This is a genomic window from Haloarchaeobius amylolyticus (assembly GCF_042678045.1).
Lineage (GTDB): Archaea > Halobacteriota > Halobacteria > Halobacteriales > Natrialbaceae > Natrinema > Natrinema amylolyticus_A.
Window position 1 is genome coordinate 60,213 of record NZ_JBHUDI010000008.1, and the last position, 13,141, is coordinate 73,353.

Annotated in this window: 11 protein-coding genes; 4 read left to right on the forward strand and 7 right to left on the reverse strand. The window is 60.9% G+C overall.

The window, feature by feature from the left end; genetic code table 11:
• The first annotated feature begins 129 nt into the window (after window positions 1-129).
• Entirely contained in the window at window positions 130-2,637 is a 2,508-nt protein-coding gene (locus ACFR99_RS13360) for a hydantoinase B/oxoprolinase family protein (RefSeq protein WP_390288158.1), read from the forward strand.
• 90 nt (window positions 2,638-2,727) lie between these two features.
• On the opposite strand, the gene ACFR99_RS13365 is transcribed toward ACFR99_RS13360, so the two are convergent.
• Entirely contained in the window at window positions 2,728-3,180 is a 453-nt protein-coding gene (locus tag ACFR99_RS13365) for an OsmC family protein (protein ID WP_390288160.1), read from the reverse strand.
• 567 nt (window positions 3,181-3,747) lie between these two features.
• Here ACFR99_RS13365 and ACFR99_RS13370 point away from each other — a divergent pair.
• The gene (locus ACFR99_RS13370) at window positions 3,748-4,860 is read left to right on the forward strand and encodes a transposase (RefSeq protein ID WP_390288162.1); all 1,113 of its coding nucleotides are present in this window, start codon (window positions 3,748-3,750) and stop codon (window positions 4,858-4,860) included.
• 665 nt (window positions 4,861-5,525) lie between these two features.
• Here the strand turns inward: ACFR99_RS13370 and ACFR99_RS13375 are convergent.
• The 4 genes from ACFR99_RS13375 to tenA are packed head-to-tail and all read right to left on the reverse strand — an operon-like array spanning window position 5,526 to window position 8,618.
• Window positions 5,526-5,651: a hypothetical protein gene (locus ACFR99_RS13375; protein WP_390288164.1), complete on the reverse strand. Its 126-nt coding sequence runs from the start codon at window positions 5,649-5,651 to the stop codon at window positions 5,526-5,528.
• Window positions 5,651-7,183, reverse strand: a complete 1,533-nt coding sequence (locus ACFR99_RS13380) for a sodium:solute symporter family transporter (protein WP_390288166.1) — start codon at window positions 7,181-7,183, stop codon at window positions 5,651-5,653. The genes ACFR99_RS13375 and ACFR99_RS13380 overlap by 1 nt, the downstream gene beginning before the upstream one ends.
• Complete coding sequence (locus ACFR99_RS13385) at window positions 7,177-7,956, reverse strand: TenA family protein (protein WP_390288168.1); 780 nt, start codon at window positions 7,954-7,956, stop codon at window positions 7,177-7,179. The genes ACFR99_RS13380 and ACFR99_RS13385 overlap by 7 nt, the downstream gene beginning before the upstream one ends.
• A complete protein-coding gene (gene tenA, locus ACFR99_RS13390) occupies window positions 7,953-8,618 on the reverse strand; it encodes a thiaminase II (RefSeq protein ID WP_390288170.1) in 666 nt (221 codons plus the stop codon). Before tenA ends, ACFR99_RS13385 begins: the two co-directional genes overlap by 4 nt.
• Before the next feature lie 430 nt (window positions 8,619-9,048).
• Between tenA and ACFR99_RS13395 the strand changes: the two genes are divergently transcribed.
• The gene (locus ACFR99_RS13395) at window positions 9,049-10,329 is read left to right on the forward strand and encodes a GTP-binding protein (RefSeq protein ID WP_390288172.1); all 1,281 of its coding nucleotides are present in this window, start codon (window positions 9,049-9,051) and stop codon (window positions 10,327-10,329) included.
• A gap of 2 nt (window positions 10,330-10,331) precedes the next feature.
• Window positions 10,332-10,598 carry a hypothetical protein gene (locus tag ACFR99_RS13400; RefSeq protein ID WP_390288174.1) on the forward strand — a complete coding sequence of 89 codons (267 nt, stop codon included), beginning with the start codon at window positions 10,332-10,334 and terminating at the stop codon, window positions 10,596-10,598.
• Window positions 10,599-10,822: 224 nt separating this feature from the next.
• On the opposite strand, the gene ACFR99_RS13405 is transcribed toward ACFR99_RS13400, so the two are convergent.
• Together ACFR99_RS13405 and ACFR99_RS13410 are read right to left on the reverse strand one after the other, a co-directional pair.
• Window positions 10,823-12,070, reverse strand: coding sequence for an FAD/NAD(P)-binding protein (locus ACFR99_RS13405; protein ID WP_390288176.1), 1,248 nt, complete (start codon window positions 12,068-12,070; stop codon window positions 10,823-10,825).
• Window positions 12,071-12,106: 36 nt separating this feature from the next.
• The gene (locus ACFR99_RS13410) at window positions 12,107-13,141 is read right to left on the reverse strand and encodes a metal ABC transporter permease (RefSeq protein ID WP_390288178.1); all 1,035 of its coding nucleotides are present in this window, start codon (window positions 13,139-13,141) and stop codon (window positions 12,107-12,109) included.

Here is a 13,141-nt window from a genome sequence, read left to right on the forward strand (position 1 = left end):
TCAGCAACCGCTTGATCGCATCCCGAGATCCATTGCAGCAGTTACCAACCGCTCGAGTGCGACCGTCCTGTGAGCCGAGTTGTCCGACAGTCTCCCAGCCCGTCAAAACCGAGTCCCACAAAACAAACCATGAGTCCATCTGATCGAACCGACGACCGACGTGTAGAAGCACGACGAGAAAAAGAAGCAGTTCGAGAGAAGCGAAAGCGAAGGGAAGGGATCGGCTGGAACGGTCGGACGCTCCGCGAGCAGTTGGCCGAACTCGAGGACAAGACGGAAGCGACGGGTCACTACTGTGGCCTCTCCGAACTGACGTTGAAAAACGGGGATCCGATCCGATACGAGCAGTTGTACGCGCGCCTCCGTGGCGACCTCGTGACGGCACGCGAGACGTCGAAGGAAGTGTCCGCAACGCCGATCGTCGAGCAGGAGGGTGAGCTGTGCTACGGCCTCTTTACGCCGGAGGGCGACTCGATCGCCGTCTCGACGGGGATCATCGTGCACGTCCATACGATGAGCGAAGCGATCAAGTTCATGATCAACCACGATTACGAGGAGAGTCCCGGTATCGAGCCCGGCGACATCTTCGTCAACAACGATCCTCACGTCGGCGACGTGCACCCGTGTGACCTCATGACGATCATGCCGATCTTCCACGAGGGAGAACTCATTGCCTGGGTCGGTGGCGTGAATCATGTCATCGATACCGGGGCAATCGGCCCGGGAAGCATGAACGTCTCGCAGGCGTCTCGCTTCGGCGACGGGGCGTATTATACGGCTCGCAAGATCGGCGAGAACTTCGAGCTCTACAACTCCTGGAAGAAGGAATACCCCGCCAAGACGCGGACGCCGGATTTCCTGAAACTCGACGAGCGGACGCGGATGACTGGCTGTCTGATGGTCCGACAGTCGGTCAAAGCGATGATCGACGAACACGGCGTCGAGACGTTCAAACAACTCGCTCGAGAGGCCGTCGAGGACGGTCGCCGTGGCTTCCGAAGCCGTATCAAGCGAACGATGCTTCCCGGCACGTACCGCGGTGCCTCGTTCGTCGACGCGCTCTACGAAGGCCAGGAAAACGTCACCCGCGAGTACGCCCAGGAGAACCACATCATGCACGCTCCGTCGGAACTCCACATTCGAGAAGACGGGACGTTTCAGGTCTCCTTCGAAGGTGCCAACAAGTGGGGCTGGCACCCCTTCAACTGTACGCCGGCCGCGATCCAGGGTGGCATTTGGGTGATGCTCACGCAGACGGTCATCCCGAACGAGTTGGTCAACGACGGTGCCTACTACGCCTGTGATTTCCACCTGCCGGTCGGTTCATGGGCCAACACCCAGAACACGGAGACTGCCCACGCCTACGCCTGGCACTTCCTGGTGTCGGCGTGGGCACCGCTCTGGCAACATCTCTCGCGGGGATACTTCGCCCGCGGCTTCTGGGAGGAAATCAACGCCGGGAACGCAAACACGTCGAACTGGCTCCAGGGCGGCGGTATCGACCAGTTCGACAAACTCCATGCCGTCAACTCCTTCGAATCGGCTTGTGAAGGTACCGGTGCCCGCTACGTCGAGGACGGCGAGCCACACGCGTCGGCTGTCTGGAATCCCGAAGGCGACATGGGCGACGCTGAAGCGTGGGAAATGGTCGAACCGCTGCCGTTCCTTGGACGGGCGGTCAAACCGAATACCGGCGGTGTGGGGCGCCGGGCAGGCGGGGCCGGCTTCGAATCCATGCGCACGGTCAAGGACGTCAGCAGGTGGCTCCTCTACGAAATGGGCAACGGCTACATGACCAGCGACGGCGGTCTCTTCGGTGGCTACCCCGCCGCGTCAGGGTACATCCTCAACGCCCAGAACACCGATCTCGAGGAGCGCTTCGAGAATCAGGACGACTACCCACAGCACGACCTCGATCCCGAGAGTGGCGACTTCGAGTCGAAGATCGACGGCGAGATCACCCGCCGACCGGAGGGGATCAGCACGCCCAAGGAGTTCGACGACTACGACATGTACCTGAACTACCTCCGCGGTGGCTCGGGACTGGGCGATCCACTGGAACGCAACCCTGACGATGTCCTCGAAGACATCCACGATGGCTACGTCCTTCCTCGACACGCGGAAGACGCCTATGGCGTCGTCGTCGAGAAAGTCGACGACGAAGCCCGACATAACTCTGCTGTCCAGGGCGAGTGGGAACTCGACGCGGAAGCGACCGAAGCGCGTCGCCAGGAGATGCGCACAGAGCGAACTGAAAAGGCCCAGCCAGTCTCCGAATGGTATGACGAAGAACGGGAGCGCATTCGAAACGAGGACGACCTCATCGACGACGTGAAAAAGACCTACGAGAGTAGTATGCGAATGAGCGAACAGTTCGCCACGTTCTTCCGCGATTTCTGGAACCTCTCGGATGAATTTCAGTTCGACCTCAGCGAGAAAGCGCAGAAATCGCTCGACAACCGGTTCGACTCCGGCCTCCGGCCGATGTGGGACAGCTATACGCGGGGCCACAAAACGTGGCTTGAGGTCGACGACGAACCGTACGTCCCGTATACGTGGACCGACCGCTCCATTCGGGATCTCTCCGGCCCGGAATCGACGTTTGCCGACCGGAAACAAGTGAGCGACGATGATTGAGATGACCTGCGGTCACGAGTGCTCGGCACGACCACGAACGGCTCGACGTGGCCGCCGGGCGTGACTGGCAGGAGCACGTCAGTTGGCCGATCAAATAGGTTCGATGCTCACGTCCGTCGGCGTCGGATTCCCGATATTGTCGCCAACGGGACAGCGTTCTTCGACCGTCTCGCTCAACGCATCCAGGGCATCCTGGCCGGCATCGGACTCGACGGAGATCGTCACGTCGAGTTCCTGGTAGCCCGCTCGGACGTCCTCGGCCGCACCGAGGAATTTGCGCGGATCGAGAGTGCCCTGAATCTCGAGTTCGACGTTCTCGAGGTCGATTCCACGCTCTTCGGCGACGGTATGGACGACAACGTTGAGGCAGCCAGCCCACGCGCCGATAAGGTACTCGACGGGGTTGGGACCGGCGTTCGTACCACCGAGTGCCGAAGGCTCGTCAACGACGAACTCGAAGTCCCGCGCCTTAACGACCGTTTTCGTCTCGCTCTCGCTTGCTGCCGAAACTGCGAATCGTTCAGTGTGGGTTGACTCACTCACGAGTCAGTTGATGGGGCAACATCCAATCAAGCGCCCGGTTGAGGGCAGATACACCGTCCTCTGTGACGTTCGTGTGCCGCTTCGTTCCAGCAGAGAGGTTCCGAAGTCCCCAGCCGCCGCGGATCGTGATCGTGGTGCGGTATTGTCTATGGCGGCAAGTCTTTCGACAAGAGTGACCTCCTCCTCACCGTAAACGGCGAGGCTTCCCACGGCACCGCACCGCTGGGTTGGGATATTTGCTGGTTTACGACTCGTCGGTATGACGGGCCGATGGCGGGGCCACACCGCCGTTACTCCTATCCCCGGCACGGGGACTCGGAGTTATCCTGTTGACCGAGACACCACAGCGGTTCGAGAGGGTGGCTCGAACGTTCTGGGTCTCGGAGTCCCGATATTGTCCGATTAGGTGGGCGGACGTGCCGCCTCGGTGTATGTCATACTGTGCCTCGACTGCACTTAAATACCCGTATTGCTACCGAACGGGGACTGTGTAAGCGTTGTCGGATTCACGCCCGGCGTAAACAGTAGACGCCGAACCTAATTTACGACACTGCTGGTAGGTTGTCTATGGTGAAGACAACCGAAGCAAAACAGGTCTGTCAAGCTGCATCAGCCCTTCTTTATCCAAAACTTGACTTTGAGATCAAACCCTGTGGGATGTACACGAGAGAGGACTTTCTCGAAGTCCTCTCTCGTATCGCTTTCGAGCAGGAATTCGCCAACACAGGCGGAAAAACACACCAGTTGAGCCAAGATGAGCCGGTTGATGTCACATCCACAGCTCGGAACCCACTTGCAAAATCGCTCCTCTACCACTTGCGGAATCTGGACGCGGACGCCATCGACGATCAGTTCGATGGTGTCCGCGACAATCTCTTCGAAGTTCTTCGGAAACGTCGGCTGTTACCAAGCTGTGTCGACGTTGCGATCGACCTTCACGAATGGCGATTCTATGGCTCAGCCGAGACAGACCACGTTCTCATCACCTATCCCGACCAGGGAACGACTCGGACGTATTGTTTTGCGACACTGTGTATCGTGGCACCTGGAACACGGTTTACGCTTGCAGTGCTCCCGCTCGAAGAGAACGGCTTCCGCGCCAAGCGCGAAGCCGTTCGAACCCTGTTAGAGACTGCCCAGAAGTATGTCTCGCTTAGACACGTCTATCTTGACCGTGGCTTCTATCAGGTTCACGTCGTCGCGGAACTGGAACAACTCGGTGTCGATTACATCGTTCGTGCGCGTCCAAGCAAAGGCATGAAAGACCGTCTCAGCGCCGACGCTGAGACGGTCGTCGATGACTATCTCATGCAACGAAAGCGAACACCGACTGCGTCGGTGGCTGTAACAGTCTTTGCTGTCCCACACCGCTCGAAAGAGGATGAACACGTGTGGTTTGTCACAAACCGAGAGATAGCGCCTGATGCAGCACGAGCGTACGCGGCGGCGTTCCGCCGCCGCTGGGGGATCGAAACCTCATACCGGCAGATCGGTGACTTTCTTCCGAGAACGTCATCGCCGACGTTCTCGGTGCGGTTATTCTACTTTCTGTTTGCAGTCGCGCTGTACAACCTCTGGGTTCTAGCGAACGTCCTCGTCACCGATGGCACAATTCCTGGGAAGCCACCACTCTCGACGAAAATCTTCCGTGAATTTGTGCTTCCAACTGACTACGGGTAGAATTCCACTCCAGACGACCGAGCTACTCGGTTAGGAAGCAACCACTGAGTGATAACGCTTCGGAGCGCCGTCGAACGGCGCTCCTTCGCTCTCTCAATCGGTCCTCCACTCTCTGGACCGATTGCTACCGTCACAGATAGTAACGAAACAATTAATTTCAGCTTGTGTTCTACACCTTGGTTCGGCAACGACTGTAAACGCCGGGATTCTCTCCTTGAAGAAAGATAGCAGAATCAAAGTCGAGCAACGGGTCACTTGTGATGGTGGATCCAGTTAGTGAACTTGATAAACGAGGACTCACCACATCCACCACACGATTCCGGTGGCTCGAACGTGTGCTCACCACCGGACTGGTGGATCGGTGTGCCAGCATGGGTTATCTGACAGTTCTCACAGACGTATTGGACGGGTTTCTCTGGAGCGTGCGCCATGCCACTATTGGCGACGATATAACACATAGACCTGTCGGCGCCACGTACAACGGCAGATGAATACAGGGCCCCCGTTTCCGTTTGGAACGAGTGATACTGTCGGACAACACGGATCACACAGCGATCGAACGCGAAACGCTGTCGTGGGCGGTGACAGGCGTCGAGACACGATCGAGTGTTCATTGACTGTGTCCGACAATATGAACAGTGGGCTGGGATAGCGAGAGACCGGTTTCAGCCGCTCTCGAGCCAGCCAGCGTCGGCAGCGATGGCGTACACTTCGTAAGCGAACACGATCGCAACGCCGAGTAGTGCACCCCACAGCAACACGGCAAACAGCGTCGGACCGAGGACGGCCATCAGTCCCTCACCTCCCCGCCGTCGGTCGCCGTCTCGTCAAGTCGCCGGATTTCGGTCGTGAGTTCGCCGTGGTCGTACTCGCCGGCGAAGAGTCGAGCTGCAACCAGCGTCGTGGCGGTCGAGACGATGAAGGCGCCACCGAAGGCGGTCAGATAGAGCGGGTCCGCGGCCGGCAGGAGCTCACCCAGCACCGGAATCGACCGCAAGAGGCCACTGAAGTCGGGGAAGTACGCCAGCCCGACTGCGAGTCCCGCTACGCTACTGACGAGTGCGCCCGCGCCGGTGAGTCGTCTCGAGTAGAGCCCGTACAGAAGCGGGAACGCGACCGCTGCGCCGAGCAGATCGGCCAGGAAGAACAACCGGAGGACGCTCCGGGCTCGGAGGCTGACGTAGATCGCGCTGACGGCGACGATGATGGTGAGCAGTCGTGCGCCGAGTTTGAGCGACCGGTCGTCCGGATCGGACAGCAGCCGAGGCAGATCCGCAGTGACGATGCTCGAGAGCGCGTTGAACAGCGTGTCGACGGAGCTCATAACCAGCAAGAGTGCGAGGAGGACGACCGTGAGGACGATCCACTCGGGGAAGGCGGTCTGCAAGAGGACGAAGAAGGCGATATCGGCATTGTATGCCGAACTCGTCACGTCGGTCACGATGTCGGCGCTGCCGGCCGCGACGAGGCCGAAGAGTCCTGCGAGGAAGACGATGAGACCGTTCGCGACGGTAGCGTTGCGAAAGCCGCGCTCGACCGTCTGTCCGTCCTCGGCGGCGTAGATCCGCTGCCACCACGTCTGGTTGATCAACTCGGCCCCGAGAATAGCGAAGGCGAGTGCGAGCCCGAACTGCAGCCCCGGGACGAAGCCAGGGTCGAGCAGTGATGGGTTCGTGGACGCGATGCCGCTGTGGATCTCCCCGGCACCGCCGAGCGAGACGATCGCACCTGCGAAGGCAACGACTAGCAGTGGCAGAACGAGCAACGCCTGGATCGAGTCGGTGAAGATCGACGCCCGGAGCCCACCATAGCTCGTATACAACAGGACGAACCCGCCGACGAGGACGGCGGTCTGCCACTGAGGGACGCCGGCCACGAGCGAGAGCGCACCGGCGATTCCGGTCAGTTCGGCGGCCAGGAAGACGAACATGTACAGCCCGCTCACGAGCAAGATGAACGCGTACATCGCCGTGCCGTAGCGAGCGTGAGCGTACTCCGTCAGCGAGTGGCCGTTCGGAATTACCTCGCGAATGCGTGGCCCGACTCTCGAGTAGGCGAGCATCGGGAGCGCCTCGCCGATCGCGTAGCCGACGACGGCAGCGATCCCGAAACTCGCGCCAGCCTCCGGCGCTGCCAGCAGAATCCAGACGCCCATCACGGAGGCGACGAGCGTTGCCGTCGTCCGGCCGGTTCCGGTCGAGTTCCGAGCCGTAATCAGATCTTCGACAGTTCCGACTGTTCGTCGTGAGTACCAGAGACCGACGGCGGTGAACCCGACGAGCACTGCGACGGTCAGGCCGAGCGCCATGGCCGTACTCACCACTGTCCATCACCGTCCGGGGCGGCATCGGCCGTCTTATCCGGCGTGTCGAACGCGGTATCGAAGAAGGCGACTTCCAGTTCGACCGTTCGGTCGAAGAGTCGCGCCAGTCGCTGCTGTCGCCGGTTCGATGCGGCCGCGCCCTCTCGATCCAGTTCCGTCCGGAGCCAGGCGACGAACTCGTCGAACGCAGGGTTGTCATGAATGGTAACCCACTCGGTGAGGTAGTCCCGCGCTGGGAGTTCCGTTCCCATGCCTGCCCACGAGCGATAGATCCACTCTGCCGGGACGAGAACCGCAAGCGTTTCTGCATAGCCGCCCTCTCGCGCGGCTCGCTCGAGGAGGTCCTGTAACGCTCGCGTCACCGGCGTCAGCGTGGGATCGGTTCGCTCGGCTGCCGAGACCTCCAGTGCGTCGAAAGATCGCTCGAAGTAATCGTCCTCATCGTCGGTGAGCGTCCCGAGGAAGTCGGCAAGCCGGGACTTGGCGGCCATCGAGGGTGCATCGCCGAGCGCGTGGCCGAACGTCCCGACCAGCGTCTCGAGGAAGGCGTAGTCCTGAACGAGATACCGGCAGAACACCGCGTCGTCTATCGTTCCGGCATGTAGTTCCTCGGTGAATCGGTGTTCGGTCGCTGCAGTCCAGTCAGGTTCGGACCGCGCTCGACACCACTCGGTAAACCGCGGTTCGTCGCCGTCCGCGTCATCGCTGGCTTCGGACGCGACGGTCGCAGCGTATTCGTCGAACGTGTCGGCGACGGAATCGTGGGTGCTCATATGGACCATTCCTCCTGTCGCCAGGCAGCGTCCCAGAACCGGTACTCGTAGCGCGCTGAGGTCCGGAACAGTTCGCAGTAACGGTCGCGTTCGTCGGCGGTCGACTCGGCCCACACCTCGTTCATCAGGTCCTTGCACCACTCGGTGAGTTCCGTGAACTCCTCGCCGGCGTACATGTCGATCCACTCAGCGTACCCCTCGTGGTCGGGCCGGCCCTGCTCGGCCAGCCGCCGTCCGGTGACGTTGAAGCCCCACATGCACGGCAGCAGTGCGGCGATCAGGTCACCGAAGGTCCCCGTTGCTGCGGTCCGAACGAGGAAATCGGTGTACCCCTGCGTCGTCGGCGAGGGATCGGTCGCTTCGAGTTCGGCCTCGCTGATCCCGAACTGCTCGGCGTAGGATCGATGCAGGTCCATTTCGGTATTGATCGTCGAATCCAGCAACTCGGCAAAGGTCCCCATCCGCTCGAGGTCCGGTGCCATCGCCGCGCCATGGGCGAACACGCGGGCGTACTCGATCAGGTAGACGTAGTCCTGGCGGACCCAGTAGCGGAAGGGCTCCTCATCGAGGGTTCCCGCACCGAGTTGGGTGACCATCGGGTGCTCGAGGATCGCCTCCCAGATCGGCTCGCCGATCGGAGACAGTTCGTCGGTGGCGCTCATACATGCTGATGGGCGCTTCGTCGTCTTATAACTTGATAATATAGGCCGGTTATTGCACGCCAGAACATCCGGACAATCGTCATCTCGGCGGTTTGCTGTCTGTGTCGGGACGTGAGCACGACATGCTATCCGATCACGAAAGTAGGCCGATACGGCCGAGGGTGAGAGCAGGCGGCGTCGACATCGCTGACGAAGACGCGGGTGTGGGATTCGGTCTATTTCCCCTGTTCCAACTATTACACACATTGTGAAATTTAGAGCTATTGTACCTATTGTTCAGAGTTAGAACCGCTCGTGCGTCAGCGATCCAGTCATAGTAGCCACTGGACGTCACTGCATACTCGATCGCGGTGTCGACTGGCACTTTATTAATAACTCGAGTTAGCTAGCACCCAATTATAAATAATATAGCCGCTATAGTTAATAATAGATGGATCGAGAGACGATTCCCGTCACCGTGCTGAGTGGCACTCTTGGCGCGGGCAAGACGACCGTGTTGAATAACCTACTGAACACGCGTGCGGAGCTTGACATCGCGGTGCTCGTCAACGATATGGGGGAGGTAAACGTCGATGCCGACCGCGTTGCCGAACACTCCGACATTTCGGAGGACGACGAGGAACTGGTGGAGTTGTCGAACGGCTGTATCTGCTGTGAACTCCGTGGTGACTTGCTCGACGCGCTCGCAAAGCTCGCACAGGCACGCGACTTCGACTACCTCGTCGTCGAATCCACCGGGGTCGCCGAACCGCTTCCGGTCGCCCAGACGCTCACGATGGGGTTCGACCAGTCGGATCTCGACCCGACCGAGTTCTACGAGGAGACCGGCATCGAAGTGATGGACTACTACGACCTCGACACGACGGTCACCGTCGTCGACGCTCACCAGTTCTGGACGACGTTCGACTCCACGGAGTCGCTCATGGACGGCGACACCGAGAAGGACCTCGGGAACCTGCTCGTCGAACAGATCGAGTTCTGTGACGTGCTCCTGTTGAACAAGTGTGACCTCGTCGACGAGGAGACGCTCGAGGAAATCGAGACGATGCTCGAGGTGCTCCAGCCGCGGGCGGAGATCGTTCGGACCGAACACGGGAACGTCGACCCGGAACTCGTCCTGGATACAGGTCGGTTCGACCTCGAGGAAGCGAGCCAGTCAGCTGGCTGGCTGCAGGAGCTGCGAGAACCCCACGAATCTGCCGAAGAAGAACACGGCGTCACCTCGTTCGTCTACTCGTCACGGCGTCCGTTCCATCCAGAACGGTTCGCTGACGTGCTCGATTCGTTCCCCACGAACGTCGTTCGGTCGAAGGGACACTTCTGGCTGGCGGGACGAGAGGAGATCGCACTGGGATTGAACGTTGCCGGACAGTCGATCCGAATCACGCCAGCTGGCAGGTGGATTGCGGCCCTTCCAGCCGAGGAGCGCGAGGCATACGTCGACGCGAATCCGGAGCTCGCGGAGGTCTGGGACGAGACGTGGGGCGACAGGGGGACCCAACTCGTTCTCATCGGCACCGAGATGGACCACGAGATGCTCCGTAGTGACCTCGACGACGCGACGCTGACCGACGAGGAGATGGACGCCGACTGGGAGTCCTTCGAGGACCGCTTCCCGACGTTCGGTGGCGACGAAGCGGCTGCGGAAGCGACCGAACAGGACGATCAGCCGAGCGAGGATCAAGCCGAAGAGATCGGCCTGTCGGGCTAACGATGCCGTCGCCACACTCGCTCTTTCGGACGGTCGTCGATGCAAACGTACCGCGTCAGACCCGAAAGACTGCCATCGATGAGCTTGCCACGGCGGAGGCAACGACGCAACTCCGGGTCATCGCAGTCACGAGCGGGCTCGCCGGCCCGTATCGCCGGCAGGCGCTGTCCGCACTCGGCCAGTGTGGGGCAACCGATATGCTCGAGCGACTCGCTGACGACTCGAGCCTTCACCGCTCTCTTCGGAAACAGGCCAAAGTGTTAGCGTAGTCATACTTACTGCGACTTTCTTTTGTCGTGTCGTAGCTGGTTAGTCTGCAGACAGCATTCGCTGCACCGCCACAGCCGAGAGAACACGTGAGGTAATACTGCCGGACAAAACGGTTCATACATCGATCGCACTCGAGACGCTGTCGCCGACGGCGACAGCCGCCGGGACGCGATCGAGCATTCACTGACTTTTGTCCGGTAGTATACGCATCACTGACACAGCGTCACCCGAGATGTGCAGGTTCAGATGCGGTTCGGCGCTGCCCCCGCGACTCTGAACAGCCGGTGAGGAGTCGCTCAGCAACTCGCCGCGCACCGATGACGTTCCGAGCCAGGGGTCCGACCGTCGTCTCCGCGAGCATTCCCGAGACAGACACCCTCGAGTCGGCACCGTCAGTTCGTCGCCAGGCGAGTGTCCGATCGTTGAGGACGGGAAAGCCGTTTGCACCGCGCTCGAGACCGAGCGTCTCGGCGACCTGGCTGACCAGCGGATGATCGGGTGCCGGCTCGAGGCCCGTCGCGAGCAGGACCTGGACGGTCGCTGTGGACCGCCCATCGGCAAACCGGACGAGCAAGCCATCACCGGTGGCGTGAGCACACGAAATCTCGCCGATTCGAACCGCGAGGTCGCCACGGTTGCAGGCATCGGTCAGTCGGTCCATGACGTAGGGAGGAATCGTCGCGTCGTTCCTGACGTTCCGAATTCGGTCGTGTCGCGCCTGAGAACCAGCCGGGAGCGTGTGGATATGGGTCTCGATATGACCCCAGTTAATCCACTGGGGGTCGGCCTCCGGGAGTGCTGTCTCCAGGTCGTGGCGAGAGAGCAGCGTGACGTGTGTCTGTTCCGCGAAGCGACACGCGAGCTGTGCAGCCGTAATGCCGCCACCGACGACGATCGTCCGGCCATCAAACGCTGTCGCCGCCGTCGGATCGAACCCTTCCTCCCAGACGTGGGTGAGGGCCGCGTCGTCTGGCATGGGAGTCGTCCACTCCGGGTACGTCGGTTGCGGGCCGAGACCGAGAGCAAGAACGACACGACGAGTGTCAAACGCCCTCTCGTCCGTCTCGACCCGCAGGGACTCCCCGTGGTCCGGCTCCGTAATCGCACTCACTGTTCCCTGAACGTGACAGTCCGCAAGGTCGCGACGGTCGATGACGTATCTGGCATGATCGAGAAAGAGCTCGAGGGTGGGCCGGTTCGGATAGTCCTCAGTTGCGACGAGTTCGTCCCCCCGACCGTGTCCCGTTGCGAACGTCTCGAGCGAGAACGGTTCGGTGTCGATGTGATGGACGAACGACGACCGGAGCGTCCGCATGCCACACTGTCGTGCTTTGGTGGCAAACGATGCGAGCAACGCATCGCGGGGATCGACGATCCGGAGTTCGTCGTGGGTGTAGCCGCCGCTATCGATGAGGTAGTTTGCGAGACAGGTGCCGTGAACGCCGCCGCCGACGATGACGTATTCGTACATTCGATTTCGTCCAATGATCGGTGGATCGTCTGTGTGCTACTGTTCCTCCTCGCCGCCGTCAGCCTCGAGGGCATCCCTGGAACGGTCGGCTCGACATCGATTCGACGCCCTCAGCGCACGAAACGGAGCGTCAGCAGGGAGCTTTCGAGCAATGAGGACGACTGCATACACCGCAATCGCCGTGACGACGATCGAGCCGCCAGCGGCGATACCGTAGACGTACGAGAGGGTGACGCCGGCAACTGCCGCGAACTCGGCAGCGAGTATTGCGAGGAGAATCGAGTGCGTGAAACTCCGGGCGACGAGCGCCGCGGCGGCAACCGGAACGACAAGCATCGCTGCCACGAGGATGACGCCCATTATCTGCATCGCACTGACCACGACCAGCGCCGTGAGAACGACCATGAGTCGTTTGTAGCGTCTGACACCGAGTCTCGCCGCACGGGCAGCCGTGGCGTCGAAGGTGACGTACAGCAGTGGCCGGTACGCCAGCGTGACAACCCCGCCGACGAGGAGACACATGAAGACGAGATACCCGACGTCTCCTTTCGACACGGTCGCTAGACTCCCGAACAGGTAGGCGTCGATCCCGACGGCGATACCGCCGTCGGTCGCCGTGATGAGAATGCTTCCGACTGCGAACCCGCCGGTCAATACGATCGCCAGCGACGTGTCGGTGTACGCACCGGCGTATTCGATCAGTAACTCGACGAGCAGTGCCGTGACGACCGCGACGACGAACGCGGTGAGCAGCGGCGACAGCGACAGCGCGAACGTCGCGTTGAGGAACAGGCCGACGGCGACGCCGGCGAAGGCGGTGTGTGCGAGCGTATCGCCGATCATCGAGATCTCTCGATGCACGAGGAAGGTGCCGACGAGCGGCCCGATCACGGCGACACAGACGGCGGCGAGGTACGCTCGCTGCATGTAGGGATAGCCGAGCATCGGGATGCCGAGGCTCTCAGCGAGGACGTCCATCACTGCGCCGTAGCCGTCCTCGAGGAACCACTCGAAGAGGCCACTCAGTTCCCCGAGGAGCCAGCCGAGCGTTGCCGTACTCTCGACCGTCAT